The sequence below is a fragment of the Roseobacter sp. HKCCD5988 genome, from assembly GCF_037830355.1.
GTDB lineage: Bacteria > Pseudomonadota > Alphaproteobacteria > Rhodobacterales > Rhodobacteraceae > M30B80.
Genome location: NZ_JBBLYJ010000001.1, coordinates 664429 through 683181, shown reverse-complemented (window position 1 = coordinate 683181; position 18753 = coordinate 664429). Strand labels below are relative to the sequence as shown.

At 56.2% G+C, this 18753-nt stretch carries 14 protein-coding genes; 6 read left to right on the top strand and 8 right to left on the bottom strand.

Going from position 1 to position 18753, the window contains the following annotated elements; genetic code table 11:
- The first annotated feature begins 96 nt into the window (after positions 1-96).
- Positions 97-1281 (top strand): type III PLP-dependent enzyme, encoded by a 1185-nt coding sequence (locus AAC636_RS03425; protein ID WP_340300418.1) that lies wholly within the window; start codon positions 97-99, stop codon positions 1279-1281.
- 36 nt (positions 1282-1317) lie between these two features.
- Here the strand turns inward: AAC636_RS03425 and AAC636_RS03420 are convergent, their stop codons facing one another.
- Together AAC636_RS03420 and AAC636_RS03415 are read right to left on the bottom strand one after the other, a co-directional pair.
- On the bottom strand, positions 1318-1626 hold the full coding sequence (locus AAC636_RS03420; RefSeq protein ID WP_340300417.1) for an H-NS histone family protein: 309 nt from the start codon (positions 1624-1626) through the stop codon (positions 1318-1320).
- 120 nt (positions 1627-1746) lie between these two features.
- Positions 1747-3714, bottom strand: a complete 1968-nt coding sequence (locus AAC636_RS03415) for a protein meaA (RefSeq protein WP_340300416.1) — start codon at positions 3712-3714, stop codon at positions 1747-1749.
- A 348-nt stretch (positions 3715-4062) separates the two neighbouring features.
- On the opposite strand from AAC636_RS03415, the gene ccrA reads away from it, so the two are divergent.
- Positions 4063-5358, top strand: a complete 1296-nt coding sequence (ccrA, locus tag AAC636_RS03410; protein WP_340300415.1) for a crotonyl-CoA carboxylase/reductase — start codon at positions 4063-4065, stop codon at positions 5356-5358.
- 51 nt (positions 5359-5409) lie between these two features.
- Here ccrA and rpe read toward each other — a convergent pair whose 3' ends face one another.
- On the bottom strand, positions 5410-6096 hold the full coding sequence (rpe, locus tag AAC636_RS03405; protein ID WP_340261810.1) for a ribulose-phosphate 3-epimerase: 687 nt from the start codon (positions 6094-6096) through the stop codon (positions 5410-5412).
- A 133-nt stretch (positions 6097-6229) separates the two neighbouring features.
- Here rpe and deoC point away from each other — a divergent pair, with 133 nt between their 5' ends.
- From deoC to AAC636_RS03390, 3 genes are read left to right on the top strand one after another with little or no spacing between them, the layout of a single operon-like run.
- Complete coding sequence (gene deoC / locus AAC636_RS03400; RefSeq protein WP_340261812.1) at positions 6230-7243, top strand: deoxyribose-phosphate aldolase; 1014 nt, start codon at positions 6230-6232, stop codon at positions 7241-7243.
- Between the two features lie 8 nt (positions 7244-7251).
- Positions 7252-9615 carry an aldehyde dehydrogenase family protein gene (locus AAC636_RS03395; RefSeq protein ID WP_340300414.1) on the top strand — a complete coding sequence of 788 codons (2364 nt, stop codon included), beginning with the start codon at positions 7252-7254 and terminating at the stop codon, positions 9613-9615.
- A 15-nt stretch (positions 9616-9630) separates the two neighbouring features.
- Positions 9631-10734 (top strand): pyridoxal phosphate-dependent aminotransferase, encoded by a 1104-nt coding sequence (locus tag AAC636_RS03390; protein ID WP_340300413.1) that lies wholly within the window; start codon positions 9631-9633, stop codon positions 10732-10734.
- Position 10735: 1 nt separating this feature from the next.
- On the opposite strand, the gene AAC636_RS03385 is transcribed toward AAC636_RS03390, so the two are convergent.
- Positions 10736-11941, bottom strand: a complete 1206-nt coding sequence (locus AAC636_RS03385; protein ID WP_340300412.1) for a pyridoxal-phosphate-dependent aminotransferase family protein — start codon at positions 11939-11941, stop codon at positions 10736-10738.
- Positions 11942-12078: 137 nt separating this feature from the next.
- Here AAC636_RS03385 and ygfZ point away from each other — a divergent pair, with 137 nt between their 5' ends.
- The gene (gene ygfZ, locus AAC636_RS03380; RefSeq protein ID WP_340252641.1) at positions 12079-12840 is read left to right on the top strand and encodes a CAF17-like 4Fe-4S cluster assembly/insertion protein YgfZ; all 762 of its coding nucleotides are present in this window, start codon (positions 12079-12081) and stop codon (positions 12838-12840) included.
- Here ygfZ and yghU read toward each other — a convergent pair whose 3' ends face one another.
- From yghU to rpsD, 4 genes are all read right to left on the bottom strand, one after another.
- The gene (gene yghU / locus AAC636_RS03375) at positions 12841-13704 is read right to left on the bottom strand and encodes a glutathione-dependent disulfide-bond oxidoreductase (RefSeq protein ID WP_340300411.1); all 864 of its coding nucleotides are present in this window, start codon (positions 13702-13704) and stop codon (positions 12841-12843) included.
- Positions 13705-13748: 44 nt separating this feature from the next.
- Positions 13749-16664, bottom strand: coding sequence for an isoleucine--tRNA ligase (gene ileS / locus AAC636_RS03370; RefSeq protein WP_340300410.1), 2916 nt, complete (start codon positions 16662-16664; stop codon positions 13749-13751).
- Positions 16665-16876: 212 nt separating this feature from the next.
- Positions 16877-17866: a YcjF family protein gene (locus AAC636_RS03365; RefSeq protein WP_340300409.1), complete on the bottom strand. Its 990-nt coding sequence runs from the start codon at positions 17864-17866 to the stop codon at positions 16877-16879.
- A 130-nt stretch (positions 17867-17996) separates the two neighbouring features.
- Positions 17997-18617, bottom strand: a complete 621-nt coding sequence (rpsD, locus tag AAC636_RS03360; RefSeq protein WP_340244762.1) for a 30S ribosomal protein S4 — start codon at positions 18615-18617, stop codon at positions 17997-17999.
- Between the last annotated feature and the right edge of the window lie 136 nt (positions 18618-18753).

Here is an 18753-nt window from a genome sequence, read left to right as displayed (position 1 = left end):
CGAGGTGGGCTAGCACCCACGCGGTTAATGTAGCGACGGTAACGTCTCCCTTGGAACGTCTGGTCGAGTTTCGGCCCATGTCTATTGGAGATGCCTATGAACGCTACATTTGCCGAGCCTTCGGTTTGCGAAGCTATTTTTCAACCCATTGATCCCGATGCCCGTCTCTTGGGCTATATCCGCAGCACAAGCTTTGATCGCCCGACCCTTGTTCTGGATCTGGAGCGGATTGAAGCGCAGTATCACGCACTCAAAGCGGGCTTGGGCCATGCGGATATTCATTACGCGGTCAAAGCCAATCCTGCGCCTGAAATTCTGGCGCGTCTGGTGGCGCTCGGCGCGCATTTTGATGCGGCCTCTCGCGCCGAGATTGAGGCCTGCTTGGCCCATGGCGCGCGGCCTGCGCATATCTCTTACGGCAACACGATTAAACGCCCTGCCGATATTGCCTATGCCCATGCGCAAGGGATCACGCTCTTTGCCGCCGATGCTGTGGAAGAGTTGGACAAAATCGCGACCCATGCCCCGAATGCCCAGGTCTATATCCGCGTGATTGTCGAAGCCTCGGGTGCCGATTGGCCGCTGACACGCAAATTTGGCACAAGCCGCGAGACTGTATTGGGCCTGATCGAGCACGCCCAGGCGGTTGGTTTGACCCCGCGCGGCCTGTCCTTCCATGTGGGCAGCCAGACCCGTGATCCGATGATGTGGGCTGATACGCTTGATCAGATCGCCGCCGTTTGGCACGCCGCGCAAGCCGCAGGGCATGGTTTGGACTTGCTCAATATCGGTGGCGGTTTCCCCGCCTTTTACGGCGATGACATCCCACACCCCACCGCATATGCCCGCGCCGTTATGGATCAGGTTCACGCCCGCTTTGGGGATGTGGCGCAGATCATGGCTGAACCTGGCCGCGGTCTGGTCGGTGAGGCGGGCATGATCGCCGCAGAGGTGCTGCTTGTCTCGCGCAAATCAAGCGATGACCTATGCCGTTGGGTTTATCTTGATATTGGCAAATTCTCAGGCCTCGCCGAGACAATGGATGAGGCGATCCGCTATCAATTCATCACAGAGCGCGACCACGAAGTTACGGGCCCCTGCATTCTTGCAGGCCCATCTTGTGACAGCGCGGATGTTCTCTATGAAAAGCGGCCCGTGCAATTGCCGCTTGGGCTGACGGGCGGAGATAAAATCATCATCCGCGCCTGCGGGGCCTATACATCAACCTACGCATCCGTGGGATTTAATGGCTTTCCACCTTTAGATGTGGTTGCCATTTAAAAGAAAAGCCGCCCCTTTTGGGCGGCTTTATTCATTTTAGATCGCTAGATCATTCAAAGATTTTCCAGAATTCAACGCATCCACAACCCAAAGGGGTTTGCGGCCACGGCCCGTCCATGTTTGGTCAGGATTGCTGGGGTTACGATAGCGTGGCGCAACTTTCGCACCCGCGTTACGACCGCCCAACACCTCTTCAAGGCTAAACCCGAATTCTTGCGCCGCTTTTTGGGCTGCAATCAGGGCTTCTTTCTTTTTCCGTTTATCAAAATCTTTAATTGCCGCTGCGACATCTTTTTGAAGTGCAACAAGCTCTTCTTTCGACATTTTTGAAAGATCAATAGACATAATGCCTCCAACCCGTTTGGAATTTCAAACTGGTAGAAGGATTAAGCCTGTTATTTTATATTGGCAACAAGAATATATTTAATGCGCGCTATAATTATTGAAAATATAGCACGTTATTATTTACTCAGCCGCAACGGAACGGGGTTCAACCAAGGCCACGATATCAAACATAATACGATTTAATTCGAAATCCTTGGGTGTATAAACCCGCGCCACACCCATAGACAAAAGGCGCTTTTCATCCGCCTCCGGGATAATGCCGCCGACAACCACAGGCAAATGCCCCAATCCTGCTGCCTCCAAATGCCCCATCAATTGCTCGACCAGAGGCACGTGGCTGCCTGATAGGATCGACAGGCCAATAACATGGGGTTCTTCCGCAAGGGCCGCTTGAACAATTTCCTCGGGCGTCAGGCGGATACCCTCATAGCTGATATCCATTCCACAATCGCGCGCGCGGAAGGCGATTTGTTCCGCCCCGTTGGAATGCCCATCAAGTCCGGGCTTGCCCACCATAAACTTAAGACGGCGGCCCAGTTTATCACTGACCGCATCCACGGCGGCACGGATATCCTCCAGACCTTCGGTTTTGTTCGACACAGATTTCGAAACACCCGTTGGGCCACGGTATTGACCATGCACGGCGCGCATAACCTCGGCCCATTCGCCAGTCGTCACACCTGCTTTTGCGGCGTCAATCGAGGCGGGCATGACATTGCGCCCTGCAGTTGCATCATCGCGCAATCGCGCCAAAGCTGCCTCGACAGCGGCGCCATCACGTGCGGCGCGCCACGCAGTAAGGCGCCCGACTTGGTCGGCCTCAACGGCAGGATCAACAACCATGATCCCGCCCTCTTCATCGACCAAAGGCGAAGGTTCTGATTGCGTAAAGCGGTTGACGCCGACAACAGTGGTCTCGCCCCGCTCAATCCCCCCCACACGGTCAGCATTCGCTTCGACCAAACGCGCTTTCATGTAATCAATCGCCATGATCGCGCCGCCCATCGAGTCGAGATTGGCCAATTCGGCCCGCGCACCTGATTTCAATTCCTCGACCTTGGCATCCACCACAGGGTTGCCGTCAAAAAGGTCGCCATATTCCAACAAATCGGTTTCATAGGCCATGATCTGCTGCATCCGCATCGACCATTGCTGATCCCATGGGCGCGGCAGGCCCAAGGCCTCATTCCATGCAGGCAATTGCACCGCCCGCGCGCGGGCGCGTTTCGACAATGTCACGGCGAGCATCTCAATCAGGATGCGATAGACATTATTTTCAGGCTGCTGCTCTGTCAGGCCGAGAGAGTTCACCTGAACCCCATATCGGAAGCGACGGAATTTAGGGTCTTCCACGCCATAGCGCTGTTCTAAAATTTCATCCCAAAGATCAACAAAAGCGCGCATCTTGCACATCTCGGTCACAAAACGGATGCCCGCATTCACAAAAAAGGAGATGCGACCACAAAGTGCGGGGAAATCTTCTGCTGCCACGCGGGGCTTTAGCGCATCAAGAACCGCAATCCCTGTCGCAAGGGCGAATGCCAGTTCTTGCTCGGGTGTCGCACCCGCCTCTTGCAGGTGATACGAGCAGACATTCATCGGATTCCATTTTGGCACATGCGTATAACAATACTCAGCCACATCTGCGATCATCCGCAGAGACGGCGCAGGGGGGCAAATATATGTCCCGCGCGACAGGTATTCTTTGATGAGATCGTTTTGCACTGTGCCTTGTAGGGCCGCCACATCGGCGCCCTGCTCCTCAGCCACCGCGATATAGAGCGCCAAAAGCCAAGGCGCAGTCGCGTTAATGGTCATTGAGGTGTTCATCTGCTCCAGCGGGATATTCTCAAATAGGGTGCGCATATCGCCCAAATGGCTGACGGGCACGCCGACCTTACCCACCTCACCGCGCGCAAGCGCATGGTCGCTGTCATATCCCGTTTGGGTAGGCAAATCGAAGGCGACGGATAGGCCCGTCTGGCCTTTGGCCAGATTGCTCCGATACAGCGCGTTCGAGGCTTTGGCCGTAGAATGGCCCGCATAGGTGCGGATCAACCAAGGCTTATCTTTCTGCATCTCGGCCATCAGCGCCCTCCAGATTCGTCTTTAGCAATATCCTTACTTAAATAGAGGTATATGGAAAACTTTATGTCTCTGTCAATTCGCTGCAATGCAGAATAAAGGCGCGCGCTCATCGGCCTAAAATAATTTATAATAAAATCAATATTTTAACTGATATCTGCCTATAATCTTGGCAAGCTGATGCGACTAAAAAAGCGAGACGCCACACCATGTGAGACATTTTATTTCTCAAAATTTGTATTTTTATTTGAATTGTTGCGCAACCCTTGATATTCAATGCTGCAATAGCACATCAGCGATTCCGCATCGCAGCACCACACGCCCCTTGGGGCGCAATTTACGGAGGCCCCAATGGCTTTGGACAGCAATCAGACGCCCCTCTACTACGAGGCGCCCGAAAAAGACCTCTATGATATGGGCGAGATGCCTCCGATGGGATATGTGCCGCCAAAAATGCACGCATGGGCCATCCGGAAAGAGCGCCACGGCACGCCCGACAAAGCATTTCAGCTTGAGGTGGTAGAAACACCCAGCATCGACAGCCAAGAAGTTTTGGTTCTGGTTATGGCTGCGGGTGTGAACTATAACGGCGTTTGGGCGGGCTTGGGTCAACCGATCAGCCCATTCGATGGGCATGGCGCCCCCTATCACATCGCAGGCTCTGATGCCGCAGGCATTGTTTGGGCCGTTGGCGACAAAGTGAAATCTTGGAAAGTTGGGGACGAGGTCGTCATCCACTGCAACCAAGATGACGGGGATGACGAAGAATGTAATGGCGGTGATCCAATGTTCTCGCCGACACAGCGCATTTGGGGCTATGAAACCCCCGATGGGTCATTCGCCCAGTTTACCCGTGTGCAGGCTCAGCAGTTAATGCCACGCCCCAAGCATCTGACTTGGGAAGAATCCGCGTGCTACACTCTGACCCTTGCCACGGCCTATCGTATGCTGTTTGGCCATCACCCGCATGAGTTAAAACCTGGCCAGAATGTTCTGGTTTGGGGGGCATCAGGTGGGCTTGGTGTCTATGCCATTCAGTTGATCAACACCGCAGGCGCGAATGCGATTGGCGTCATCTCAGATGAAAGCAAGCGCAACTACGTCCTCAGCCTTGGCGCAAAAGGTGTGATCAATCGCAAGGAATTTGACTGCTGGGGTCAAATGCCCAAGGTGAACACCCCAGAATATAACGCGTGGCTAAAAGAGGCCCGCCGCTTTGGCAAAGCAATTTGGGACATCACTGGCAAAGGCGTGAATGTCGATATGGTGTTTGAGCACCCAGGTGAATCGACCTTCGCCGTCTCAACTCTCGTGTGCAAAAAGGGCGGCATGGTTGTTATCTGTGCGGGCACGACAGGGTTCAACTGCACCTTTGATGTGCGCTATATGTGGATGCATCAAAAGCGCTTGCAGGGCAGCCACTTTGCCCATCTTAAGCAAGCTGCAGCTGCAAATCGCCTAATGTGCGAGCGCCGTCTTGATCCGTGTATGTCCGAGGTCATGCCATGGGCCGAATTGCCCGATGCGCATAGCAAAATGCTAAATAACCAACACAAGCCCGGCAATATGTCCGTGTTGGTTCAAGCCCCCCGCACAGGCCTGCGCACCTTGGAAGACGTGCTTGAGGCGGGCCCCAATAAAGCATAGCAACTCTTTAAAACAACCCAATCCAAGGGCGCGCAGTTTTGCGCGCCTTTTTTATTGCGCGGATGCGGCTGCTTTTCGGATAGACGCGATATTGTCGCCGTAAACCTCAGGGCGATCAACCGAGCCACCCTTGAAAACGGCTGAGCCTGCAACCAACACATCCGCGCCCGCGGCAGCCACCAGTGGTGCGGTTACGGGATCAACGCCCCCATCGATCTCAATATGGATCGGGCGATCCCCGATCATCGCGCGCAGACGCGAGATTTTGTCCGTCAGATCAATAAATTTCTGTCCGCCAAAGCCTGGGTTGACCGTCATAACGCAAACCAAATCACACAAATCCAAAAGATGCGCGACACTGTCGGCGGGTGTTCCAGGGTTCAACGCCACCCCAGCTTTCATGCCTGCACCACGAATGGCCTGCAGCGTGCGGTGAATATGCGGGCCCGCCTCAATATGCGCGGTCAAAATATCTGCCCCTGCATCCGCATAGGCATCGATATAGGGGTCAACAGGGGCGATCATCAGATGCACATCCATGACCGTTTTTACATGAGGCCGAAAGGCCTTCACCGCAGGCGGGCCAAAGGTGAGGTTCGGCACGAAATGCCCATCCATGACATCGATATGCACCCAATCCGCCCCTTGCGCCTCAATGGCGCGGATCTCTGCACCAAAATTGGCAAAATCCGCAGAGAGAATAGACGGGGCGATTTTTATCGAGCGATCAAAGGACATCGGGCAGGGCTTTCAAAAGTTTGGGCTAAAGCGATGTCTCTCCCTTAACGCTCAATTCTACCCCTGTCACCACCTTGTCAAGCATCGCTGCGCGTGTAAGCGTAAGAGTTGACTGAATGAGTGACGCCAAAACATGACCCAAACCACCAAAACTTTTGCCGCAACGGGCCACCAGACGGGCCATGCGCAGCTGCCGCAATTGCACCTCCCCCGCAACGAGGGAATGGCGCTCGACCTTGATTGGGTTGCGCGTGCTACAGCAAATCGATCTGCAATTGAACGGCGCGCAGCCACAATTGGCACAAGGCGCAGCGTGAAAAAGGCATATCAAACAGCATGGCTTGCCCGCGCCGTAACGATGATCGACCTGACCACATTGTCAGGCGATGACACCAAAGCGCGGGTGGCGCGGCTTTGTGAAAAGGCCAAGCAGCCCGTGCGCGCAGATATTCTAGAGCGTCTGGGACTGCCGCAGATCACAGTGGGGGCGGTCTGCGTCTATCACGACATGGTCGAGCCTGCGCTTAAGGCGCTGGACGGCAGCGGCATCCCTGTGGCAGCGGTATCCACCGGTTTTCCTGCGGGGTTGTCGCCCTTTCATCTGCGCGTGGCAGAGATCAAGGAAAGCGTTGCCGCGGGCGCGCAAGAAATCGATATTGTGATTTCGCGCCGCCATGTCCTCGAGGGGAATTGGCAAGCTCTTTATGACGAGATGCGAGAGTTTCGCACGGCTTGCGGCGCAGCTCATGTCAAAGCGATCTTGGCCACGGGCGAACTTGGAACATTGCGCAATGTCACGCGCGCAAGCCTCGTTTGCATGATGGCGGGCGCAGATTTCATCAAGACCTCAACAGGTAAGGAAGCGGTCAATGCCACCCTACCCGTCAGCCTAACCATGATCCGCGCAATCCGCGCTTATGAGGCGCGCACAGGGTTTAAGGTCGGCTACAAACCCGCAGGTGGCATTTCCAAAGCGAAGGACGCGCTGACCTATCTGGCGCTGATGAAAGAAGAATTGGGACAAGCTTGGATGTCCGCGCAGCTTTTCCGCTTTGGCGCGTCCTCTCTACTTGGCGATATTGAACGCCAACTCGAACACCAAGCCACGGGTGCTTATTCCGCCCGTTACAATCACCCGATGGCCTGAGGCAGATCATGAATATCACCGAAATTTTCGAAACCATGGACTATGGCACCGCGCCCGAAGCCGATACTGAGGCGCGCGCATGGATTGCGGGGCATCATGGCCAGTTTGGACATTTCCTCAATGGCAGCTTCACTAAGGGCCAAGATCATTTCGAAACCCGCAACCCTGCCCGTGGCGAGGTTCTGGCGCATGTCGCGCAAGCAACTGAAACCGAGATAGACACGGCCATTAGCGCGGCGCGAAAGGCCTTTGGGCCATGGTCACGGCTCAGCGATCATGCGCGCGCGCGCTACCTTTATGCTTTGGCGCGAGCGTTGCAAAAACACAGTCGCCTCTTTGCAGTTCTCGAAACCCTCGACAATGGCAAGCCAATCCGCGAGGCACGCGATGTCGATATCCCGCTTGCTCAGCGGCATTTCTACTATCATGCAGGCCTCGCCCAATTGCGCGGAACTGTGGCCGAAGACCATCAACCGCTTGGCGTTTGTGGGCAAATCATTCCTTGGAACTTTCCGCTGTTGATGCTCGCGTGGAAAATTGCCCCTGCCTTGGCCGCGGGCAATACGGTTGTGTTAAAGCCTGCCGAGTTCACCCCGTTGACCGCCCTTCTATTCGCAGAAATCTGTCAGGAGGTTGGCCTGCCCAAAGGTGTTGTGAACATCATAACAGGGGATGGCACAGCGGGTGCCTATTTGGCCGCGCATGCAGGTATCGACAAATTGGCCTTCACAGGCTCGACCGAAGTTGGGCGCAAAATTTATCAAGCCCGCGCAGGATCAGGCACGAAACTCAGCCTCGAATTGGGTGGCAAATCGCCTTTCATCGTCTTTGATGATGCCGATCTCGACAGCGCTGTTGAGGGCTTGGTTGATGCGATTTGGTTCAATCAAGGGCAGGTCTGTTGCGCTGGGTCACGCCTGTTGGTGCAGGACAGCGTGGCCGATGAGGTCTATGCCAAAATTCGCGCGCGGATGGCAAAACTGCGCGTGGGTGATCCGCTGGATAAATCCATCGACATCGGCGCGATGGTCGATGACAGCCAAGCCGCCCGCGTGCGCGACATGGTGTCGGGTGTTGATGCATTCAGCCCGGAATGTGCCTTGCCTGAGACAGGCTGCTTTTTGCCGCCGATGCTGATCACTGATCTCGGCACCGCCCACCCCCTGATGCAGGAAGAAATTTTTGGCCCCGTTCTTGTGGCCGCGCGGTTTCGCACCCCTGAGGAGGCCGTGAGCCTTGCCAATAACACGCGTTACGGCCTTGCCGCGTCAATCTGGAGTGAGAATATCAGCCTTGCGCTTGATATTGCCCCGAAATTGGCGGCGGGCGTTGTCTGGGTCAATGGCACCAATATGTTTGACGCTGCCGCGCCCTTTGGCGGGGTGCGTCAATCAGGGGTTGGTCGTGAAGGTGGGGTTGAGGGGCTGCGCGCCTATATGAAGGCACCGCTGCCCCTGACCAAAATTGAAAAACCAGTGCACCACCCCGCCCCTGCAACGCCCAAGCAGGCCAATACACCCGCGATAGACCGCACAGCCAAACTCTACATCGGCGGCAAACAAGTGCGCCCTGATGGCGGCCATGTCATTCCAATTTGGTCAAAATCGGGCGACATGCTTGGCCAATTGGGCCGCGGCAACCGCAAGGATATTCGCAACGCCGTTGAGGCTGCGGAAGCCGCGTCAGGATGGGGCACGATGCCGGCCCATAGTCGCGCGCAAATCCTGTATTACCTCGCCGAGAATTTGGCGGCGCGCGGACAGGAATTTGCGGAACGTCTCTGTGATCTCACAGGACAATCCAAAGCCACCGCCAAAGCGGAGGTTGAAACAAGCCTAAGCCGCCTGTTCAGCTATGCCGCATGGGCTGACAAATTCGCAGGCGAAGCGCGGGCCGTGCCCTTGCGCGGCCTGGCGATGGCGCTACGCGAGGCGGTCGGGGTGATTGGCATCATAGCCCCGCAAAACACCCCGCTCTTGGGCGCAATTTCGCTTCTTGCGCCTGCGGTCGCGATGGGGAACCGCGTGGTTCTCCTGCCCAGTTTGGAAGGTGGTCTTGCGATGACTGATTTCTATCAAGTGCTCGACACATCCGATGTGCCCGCAGGCGTGATCAATATTGTGACGGGCGACCCATCCGAGATGGCCACAGATTTAGCAGCGCATATGGCCGTTGATGCAATCTGGAATTTCAATGCAAATATGGATGCGCATCTCATTGACACGAAGGCCTCTCTCAACCTCAAACGCAGTTGGGGCCTGCCAGGCTATAAGGGCAAAAGTCCCGACTGGCGCAATCCCGCTTGTGAGGGCGCGGTATTTTTGGAAGAAGCAACTGAAGTCAAAACCGTTTGGGTTCCATACGGGGCCTGAGGACCAAACCATTTCATGACCAGCCCACGCTACACCAAGCTTATTGATAGCCTGCCCGCAAAAGTCCCGTTTGTCGGTCCCGAGGCGCAAGAACGCGCGCAAGGCTTTAACTTTGTCGCAAGGCTTGGCGCCAATGAAAGTGTCTTTGGCCCCTCACCCAAGGCCATCGCCGCAATGCAGGCCGCAGCGCGCGATGTGTGGATGTATGGCGATCCTGAACTCTATAATTTGCGTAATTCCCTTGCAGCGCACCATAGGGTCGCGCCTGAAAACATCGTGGTGGGCGAAGGGATAGACGGGTTACTTGGATATTTGGTGCGGCTGTTGGTGGCCGAGGGGGATCCTGTAGTTACCTCGCTTGGGGCTTACCCCACTTTTCTTTACCATGTCGCGGGATTCGGTGGGCAGGTTACAACTGTGCCCTACAAAGACGATCACGAAGACCCTGAAGCACTGCTTGCGGCGGCGCGGGCGACCGGCGCAAAGCTGCTTTATCTTGCAAATCCCGACAATCCTATGGGCACATGGCACAAGGCCGAGGCAATCGAACGGCTAATCGCCGCGCTGCCCCCTGAGACGGTGCTGATCTTGGACGAGGCATATGCCGATACCGCGCCGCAAGAGGCCATTCCTGCGATGGATGTCAGCCATCCCCGCGTGATCCGAATGCGCACCTTCTCCAAAGCCTATGGTCTTGCGGGGCTTCGCGTGGGTTATGCCATCGGCCATCACGAGCTGATCCGTGCCTTTGACAAAATCCGCAACCATTTTGGGATGGGGCGTATCGCACAAGCGGGCGCTTTGGCGGCCCTGAAGGATCAAGATTACCTCAACCAAACCGTTAAGAAAATCAGCCAAGCTCGCGCCGAAATTGCCCGTATCGTGCAAGATAATGGTTTAACGCCGCTGCCTTCGGCCACGAATTTCGTGGCGGTGGATTGCGGGCGCGATGGCGCCTATGCAGCGGCGCTTCTCAACGAGTTGACCAAGCGCGGCGTATTTCTCCGCATGCCCGCCATTGCCCCGCTCAATCGCTCAATCCGCATCTCATGCGGGGATGCCGCGATGTTGGCACATCTTGAGGCAGAATTGCCAAAGGCGCTTGCCGCCCTCGGCTAGATCAGCCTGCTTCGCCAATGACCTCAATCGCGGCCTCTAACCCAGTTGGGTCATGCGGGATCTGCATCGCCTTCATACCTGCTTGCAAACTGCCCAACAGGCCCAAAACCATATGCGCATTCACATGCCCCATATGGCCGATACGGAAAAAATCAACTGCGCGCGCAGGGTCAGGCCGCAACCCCTGCAACGGGATGCCCAGTGTCACGCCTGCCGTGGCTGTCATCCAATCGCGCATCTTCGCGCCATTCCCCGTGCCCATATCCACGGTGGTCACAGCATGCGAGCGTTTCGCAGGATCAGCAATATTGGCCGCAACAGGGCCATTCGCGCCCCAACGCTCCAAGGCCGCCCATACAGCACGGGCCAAAGTCGCATGGCGCGCCCAAACGGCCTCCAACCCTTCTTCATGCAAGATCATGTCCAAAGCCACACGCAACCCGTAGAGGTGATGGGTCGGCGCAGTGCCGTTGAAATATTTGTAAAATTCGGTCGGATTCACACGGGGCCGCCAATCCCAATAGGGCGTCACACAATTGGCCCGTCCCCGCGCTTGATCCGCTTTTTCCGAGAAATAGACAAACCCAATCCCGGGCGGGGTCATCAAACCCTTTTGGCTGCCTGTGACCATCACATCCACGCCCCATGCGTCAAATTCAAACGCATCACAGGCGAGACAGGCGATGTTGTCAGAGAACAACAGCGCGGGGTGCCCCGCTGCATCCAAGGTCTGCCGCAGGGCCAAAATATCATTGCGCACACTGCTAGAGGTATCCACCTGCACCGCGAGAACGGCCTTGATCTCATGAGCCTTATCTGCAGCCAAGGCCTCAGCCACGCGGGTCATGTCGATATCGGATTGAGGGCCAAAATCAATGATCTCGCAGTCAATACCCAAACCCGCCGCAAACTCGCCCCATCCAAGGCAGAAGCGCCCCGTGCCAAGCACCAAAATCTTGTCGCCCCGCGACAACGTGTTGCACAGCGCCGCCTCCCAGACACCATGACCATTGGCAATATAAATCGCCACATTCGCCTTTTGCGCACGACCAACCGCCTTGAGATCAGGGATCAGCCCATGCACCATTTCGACCAACTCGCCCGTGTAAATATTCGGCGCGGGACGATGCATGGCCTGCAATACGCAATCAGGCATGACCGAAGGGCCAGGAATGGCAAGATAGTGACGACCGTTGGCAAGGCTCATGGAAGTGTCCCTTTGTTGAAATCGGCAAAAAGCAAGGCACATGCTTTTGCGTCTTGGTGCAATTTCAATTACTCTAACGGCCTTGGCAAGAGCGCAAGAATGATTAGCTCTCTGGTCAAGACAAGGGAAACAGCGCCATGACCAAAGAGCAGCCACAAAATCGTAAAATCATTGAGGTATCAGGGTCTGACCGCGAGAAATTCTTGCAAGGTTTGACCACCAATGCCGTCCCTGAAGATGCCGAAGGGCTGCGCTACAGCGCGATCCTGAGCCCGCAAGGGAAGTATCTGGCTGATTTTTTGATGCTGACCCGCGGCGATCGCGTTTTGCTTGATGTGGACGGTGATTTGGCCGCACCGCTGATGCAGCGCTTGTCGATGTATAAGCTGCGCGCAGATGTAGCACTGACCCTCTCGGATATGACAGTGGCCGTGGGGCATGGCACCCTGCCACAAGGGGCATATGCTGATCCGCGTGACCCTGCCCTTGGTTGGCGCGCCTATGGCCAGTCGGGCTTGCCCAACTTATGGGATGCAGCAGAATGGAAAACAACGCGCATTGCCCATTTGATCCCCGAGCATGGGCGCGAACTGATCCCCAATGACAGCTATATCCTAGAACTTGGATTTGAGCGGCTAAATGGTGTGGATTTCAAAAAAGGGTGCTATGTCGGCCAAGAGGTGACAGCGCGGATGAAACACAAGACCGAGTTGCGCAAAGGGCTGGCGCGGGTCACGGTCAGCGGCACAGCTGCGGAAGGCGACCTCATCACCGCGAACGGCCGCGAGGTCGGGCAGCTTCATAGCATTTCTGGGGATCAAGCACTGGCGTACTTACGTTTTGACCGCGCCCAACCTGTTATGCAGGCGGGCGCAGCCGAGGTGCATTTCGCGGAGTAATCACCCGTCGATTTTATCCTGCGTGCGGTTCAGGAAATCATCGGCAGAATGACGCTCGTGCAATTGCCCTTCAAGCGGGCCATAGGTGCGGTTGACCATCGCACCGCGCTGCACAGCAGGGCGGGCATAGAACCGCTCGGCCCAAGCGACCACATTTTTGTAGTCATGCACAGAGAGAAACTCACCCGCGTCATAGGCCTCACCGCGCACAAGGCGACCATACCATGGGGCAATGGCAATATCGGCAATGGTTATCTCATTCCCCACCATCCAATCGCGCCCTGCAAGATGACGATCAAGCACATCCAATTGGCGCTTCACCTCCATCGCGAAACGATTGATCGGGTATTCTTGCGCAAATGGGGCATAGGCATAGAAATGCCCAAAACCGCCGCCCAAATAGGGCGCGCTTCCCATTTGCCACATGAGCCACGACAAGAGTTCTGGCCGATCCTCTGGGCGGCCCAAGAAGGCGCCAAATTTTTCGGCCAAATGCATCAAAATCGCGCCCGATTCAAAAACGCGCACAGGGGTTTGGCCAGAATAATCCATTAGCGCGGGAATTTTCGAATTGGGGTTCACATCAGTAAAGCCGGAACCGAACTGATCGCCATCCCGGATACGGATCAGCCAAGCGTCATACTCCGCCGCATGACCCGCGGCGAGCAATTCCTCGAACATCACCGTGACCTTTACCCCGTTGGGGGTGGCTAATGAATAAAGCTGAAACGGATGATCGCCCCGTGGCAAATCCTTGGCATGGGTAGGCCCTGCAATTGGGCGGTTCAAACCCGCCCATTCGCCGCCATTTTCCTTGTCCCAAACCCAAACCTTTGGCGGTGTATATGGCGCATTTTCCGACATGATCCGTCCCTCATTTCTTGAACATAAAAAGGAACCTAACCCTTTCAAGTCAACGCGCTGTTGCAGCGCCCGCAAACATGGGCATGGCTGTGGCTGCCCACATCAGGCAGGATCTTCCAACAGCGCGCACATTTTTCGCCATCCGCTTTGGCAAAGACCACACCAACCCCCTCAATTTCGGGCAAGGTGAAGGCATCCGCGGGCATCGCCTCATCGCTCAGCGTGACCGCAGAGGTGATGACCAAATCCTCGAACTGCACAGATTGCAGCGCTGCGCGCATTGCGGCATCTGCCACGTAGATCACAGGCGCGGCTTCTAGGGAGGCCCCAATCACCTTGTCACGGCGCTGCACCTCAAGCGCGGCTGTCACCACGCGGCGCGCACGGCGGATCATCGCCCATTTCGCGGCCAAGTCTGGATCATGCCACGCCGCAGGGGTGTTGGGGAAATCCACCAGATGCACTGAGGCCTCAGGGTCTTTGTTCCGCCCAAGCCAGACCTCCTCCATGGTGAAGGTCAAAATTGGCGCAAGCCAAGTGGTCAGGCGTTGGAATAGGTGATCCAAAACTGTGCGCGCCGCACGGCGTTGCGCAGTATCACCATCACAATAAAGCGCGTCTTTGCGGATATCGAAGTAAAAGGCCGACAAATCAGTGGTCGCAAAATTGAACAGCGCTTGGAACACGCCTTGGAAATCATATTTCGCATAGCCTTCGCGCACGATCCGATCCAACTCTGACAAACGATGCAGGATGAACCGCTCCAACTCGGGCATATCGGCGGCTTCTGTGCGGTCGGTTTCCGTTAAATCACCCAAGGAGCCAAGCATAAACCGCATCGTATTGCGCAAACGGCGATAGCTGTCGGCCACGTTCTTCAAGATCTCAGGCCCGATGCGCAAATCCGCCGTGTAATCAGATTGCGCCACCCAAAGCCGCAGAATATCGGCGCCATATTGGTCAATAACCGCCTGCGGCGCGACCGTATTGCCCAAGGATTTGGACATTTTCATGCCCTTCTCATCCAGCGTGAAGCCATGGGTCAGAACACCGCGATAGGGCGCGCGACCGATTGTGCCGCAAGCCTGCAACATCGAGGAATGGAACCACCCGCGATGCTGGTCTGTGCCTTCGAGATAGAGATCGGCAATCCCGTCCTCTGAGCCATCCTCGCGATCCCGTAAGACAAAGGCATGGGTCGAGCCAGAGTCAAACCAAACATCCAAGATATCAAAGACCTGCTCATAGGCATCTGGGTCATATTCATTGCCCAAGAAGCGGGCTTTGGCCCCCTCCTTATACCATGCATCTGCGCCCTCAGCCTCAAAGGCCTCAAGGATGCGGGCATTCACCGCGTCATCGCGCAGTAAGAAATCGGGGTCACTTGGCTGTGCATCTTTTTTGACAAAACAGCTGAGCGGCACACCCCATGCACGTTGCCGCGACAACACCCAATCGGGCCGCGCCTCGATCATCGAATGCAGACGATTGCGCCCGGTCTGCGGTGTCCATGTCACCAATTCATCAATCGAGCGCAGCGCGCGTTCGCGGATGGTCTTGCCATAGTTGTCATCCCCGCCAATCTCGCGATCAATGGCGGCGAACCATTGCGGGCGGTTCAGGCGGATCACAGGCGCTTTTGAACGCCAGCTATGCGCGTCCGAGATGGTGATGCGGCGGCGGGCCAGCAGGCCGCCAACCTCAACCAGCTTGTCGATCACGGCCTTATTGGCCTTACCCGCCTTGCCGTTTTCTTCGATGACGCGAAGCCCTGCAAAGAAAGGCAGATCAGCGCGGAAACTGCTGTCATCCAGAATATTATAGGTCATCTCAAGCCCATGCTTGAGGCCGATTTGATAGTCATCATCCCCGTGACTCGGCGCGGTATGCACGAAACCCGTGCCCGCATCATCGGTGACATGGTCGCCTGCAAAAAGTTTGACCTCAAAATCCCATTCGCCATTCGCGCCCTCAGCCCCATTCAGCGGGTGATGGGTGACAAGCGTGGCCAATTCATCGGCGCTGACGTCACGCAGGCGCGTGTAGTGGCCCGCCTCAAGACGCATCGCGCCAAGCGCATCCTCGGCCAGTTTATCAGCTACAAGATAGCGATCACCAACCTTGGCCCAACATTCGTCAGGGGTCGCGATGACCTCGTAAAGCCCGTAGGAAATCGAAGGGCCAAAACAAATCGCGCGGTTTTGCGGAATCGTCCAAGGGGTGGTTGTCCAGATCACGACAAAAGCACCACCAAGCACGCCAGAATTCTGCACCTTGAACGGCACCCAAATCGCATCGGTCTGGCGGTCGTGATATTCCACTTCCGCCTCGGCCAATGCGGTCTTTTCAACGGGCGACCACATCACGGGCTTCGAGCCTTGGTAAAGCGCGCCGTTCATCAGGAATTTCATAAACTCGCCCGCGATCACCGCCTCGGCGTGGAAATCCATGGTGAGGTATGGCTTGTCCCAATTCCCTGTTACGCCGAGGCGCTTGAACTCCGCGCGCTGCACATCAATCCACCCTTCGGCAAAGCGGCGGCATTCCTGACGAAAATCGACAACGTCAATTTTATCCTTATCTTGGCCTTTGGCGCGATAGGCCTCCTCAATCTTCCATTCGATGGGCAGGCCGTGACAATCCCAACCAGGAATGTAGCGCGCCTCATGGCCCATCATCTGTTGGCTGCGCACAACCATATCCTTCAGCACTTTGTTCAGTGCGTGACCGATATGCAGATTACCATTGGCATAGGGGGGGCCATCATGCAGCACGAATGGTGGGCGTGGCGCGCCTGCCTTAGCCGCCTCTGCCGCCTTGTCGCGCAGGCGTTGATAAACGCCAATTTTCTCCCAACGGGCCAGCCAATCAGGCTCGCGCTGTGGCAGGCCTGCGCGCATCGGGAAATCAGTTTGGGGAAGGTTCAACGTGTCTTTATAATCGGGAAGATCGGCACACATGGGAAGGACGTCCTATTGGCTGAAACGGGTTATGGCAAGCCATGACCAATGAGAGGGGAAAGAGCGGCGCGATAGCTCAACACCTTAGTCCCGGCGGCCCTGCTGATCAGAGCGCCGGGCAGATAATTCGTAGGGAAATCTGCGTGTTCATCCGTCTCATGTTTAGCCCTATATCGCTGCAGGCGCGCGGGGTAAAGCTGCGCTTTGCGCGATCAGCCCTTTGACCCCGTGAAAAGCCCAGAAAATGCCTCGGATAAAACACTGCGCAAAGCTGGGCGGGGTAAGGCGTGAAAGGGCAAAGGTCGGCAAAGCTGCATCGCAATTACCCCAAGCCGCGCGGTCATCGCCCCATTGAAGACGCCTTCACCAAAGCGGCGCGATAATTTCCCTACCAATGACCCGCCCAAAGTAGAACTGAGCAAATCATCCCCAATGGCAATGGCCCCTGTCGCCACAAGTTGCGCAATCGCTGACCGCGCCAAGCGCATGGCGCCAAACGTGCCCGCACGCCCGCCATAAATCTCGGCCACACGGCGGATCATCCGCAGATTGATCCAAAAGCTGATGACCATATCAAGCGACCCCATCGGGACGAGGGCCGTGACACTGGCAACACGGCGGGTGGCTTGGGCCACCTCAGCACGGGCCTGTGCATCTAGCCCTTCCAAAAACGCTGTCTCAATCACGCCCATTCGCAAATCTGCATCAAGCACATCCTCGACACTCTGCAAACGGTGGTCTGCTGCGCCCTGCACGCCCATGCGGTCGCGATAAAACGCGCGCAGTTTGGGGATCAAAGCGGAAAGCTGTGCTAGGTTTTGGGCGGTCAAGGCCGATTGGGCCTCAGCCTGCAAAGCCGTCATGCGCGACAGCCGCGCATAGGCCCGCCATTCGCTGATCGCAAAGACGATCACAGCCACGAAAAACAGGCCCACAATCGCAAGGGCCACCTGCCCCCAGATTGTGCCGCGCGCCATCATATCAAGAACAAAACCCCAAACAGCGTTGATCAACAGAGCACTGGCAAGGCCGCCCGCCGACCAGAGCAAAAACCGCGATGCACCTGACATCTTTTGGGGCGCGGGCGGTTCATCGGGCGCGGCGGATGGCACGTCAAAAATCGCAGGCGCGTCCACGGGGGATGCGCCACCAACGCTCTCCGCTGCCTCATCCAAAATGATTGGGTTTTCCCGCGTGGCCATACGCCCCCCCCCTCACTTCTCCGTCACCCGCAAGGGAGAGCATAAGCAAAGAACCCTGCAGAGGAACAGTCACAAAAAAGCGCGCCACAGGGGGCGCGCTTTTGATCTTCTGAACTTGTGGCGGCGAAGATTAGTTCTTCGCGTAGAATTCAACCACGAGGTTTGGTTCCATCACGACAGGGTATGGCACATCGCCCAAACCAGGAGTGCGCACGAAAGTCGCGGTCATTTTGGAATGGTCGGCCTCGACATAGTCAGGCACATCACGCTCTGCCAATTGCACAGCTTCCAGAACTGTTGCCAATTGCTTAGATTTCTGACGCACCTCAACAACATCACCCTCTTTCACGCGATAGGATGGGATATTGACGCGCTTGCCGTTCACCAAAACATGGCCGTGGTTTACGAATTGGCGGGCCGCAAAAACGGTTGGCACGAATTTCGCGCGGTAAACAACGGCGTCCAAGCGGCGCTCCAACAGGCCGATAAGGTTTTCACCTGTATCACCTTTTACGCGCTCTGCTTCTGCATAGATGCGGCGGAATTGCTTTTCGGTCAAATCGCCGTAATAGCCCTTCAGCTTCTGCTTGGCGCGCAACTGCGTGCCGAAGTCAGACAGTTTCGCCTTGCGGCGCTGACCATGCTGGCCTGGGCCATATTCGCGGCGGTTTACTGGGGATTTGGGGCGACCCCAAATGTTTTCGCCCATGCGGCGGTCGATTTTATACTTGGCAGACGTGCGTTTGGTCACGGCTGATCTCCTTCGTTAGAACGCCCCAGATCGGAGCTATGAAGGGCGTTGTCCTTTGCCGCTGCTTTCGCTTTGGCCGACAGGCATTCCCTTGCGGGGGCCACCAACACCAATGAAAAGAAGCACCGCAAACGGT

What these genes read in the sequence shown, in the direction of transcription:
- AAC636_RS03390 (WP_340300413.1), top strand. Translation starts at nt 9,631, where the DNA reads ATGACCAGCCCACGCTACACCAAGCTTATTGATAGCCTGCCCGCAAAA.
- ccrA (WP_340300415.1), top strand. Translation starts at nt 4,063, where the DNA reads ATGGCTTTGGACAGCAATCAGACGCCCCTCTACTACGAGGCGCCCGAA.
- ileS (WP_340300410.1), bottom strand. Translation starts at nt 16,664, where the DNA reads ATGTGTGCCGATCTTCCCGATTATAAAGACACGTTGAACCTTCCCCAA.
- AAC636_RS03420 (WP_340300417.1), bottom strand. Translation starts at nt 1,626, where the DNA reads ATGTCTATTGATCTTTCAAAAATGTCGAAAGAAGAGCTTGTTGCACTT.
- AAC636_RS03395 (WP_340300414.1), top strand. Translation starts at nt 7,252, where the DNA reads ATGAATATCACCGAAATTTTCGAAACCATGGACTATGGCACCGCGCCC.
- ygfZ (WP_340252641.1), top strand. Translation starts at nt 12,079, where the DNA reads ATGACCAAAGAGCAGCCACAAAATCGTAAAATCATTGAGGTATCAGGG.
- AAC636_RS03365 (WP_340300409.1), bottom strand. Translation starts at nt 17,866, where the DNA reads ATGGCCACGCGGGAAAACCCAATCATTTTGGATGAGGCAGCGGAGAGC.
- AAC636_RS03415 (WP_340300416.1), bottom strand. Translation starts at nt 3,714, where the DNA reads ATGGCCGAGATGCAGAAAGATAAGCCTTGGTTGATCCGCACCTATGCG.
- rpe (WP_340261810.1), bottom strand. Translation starts at nt 6,096, where the DNA reads ATGTCCTTTGATCGCTCGATAAAAATCGCCCCGTCTATTCTCTCTGCG.
- AAC636_RS03385 (WP_340300412.1), bottom strand. Translation starts at nt 11,941, where the DNA reads ATGAGCCTTGCCAACGGTCGTCACTATCTTGCCATTCCTGGCCCTTCG.
- deoC (WP_340261812.1), top strand. Translation starts at nt 6,230, where the DNA reads ATGACCCAAACCACCAAAACTTTTGCCGCAACGGGCCACCAGACGGGC.
- AAC636_RS03425 (WP_340300418.1), top strand. Translation starts at nt 97, where the DNA reads ATGAACGCTACATTTGCCGAGCCTTCGGTTTGCGAAGCTATTTTTCAA.
- yghU (WP_340300411.1), bottom strand. Translation starts at nt 13,704, where the DNA reads ATGTCGGAAAATGCGCCATATACACCGCCAAAGGTTTGGGTTTGGGAC.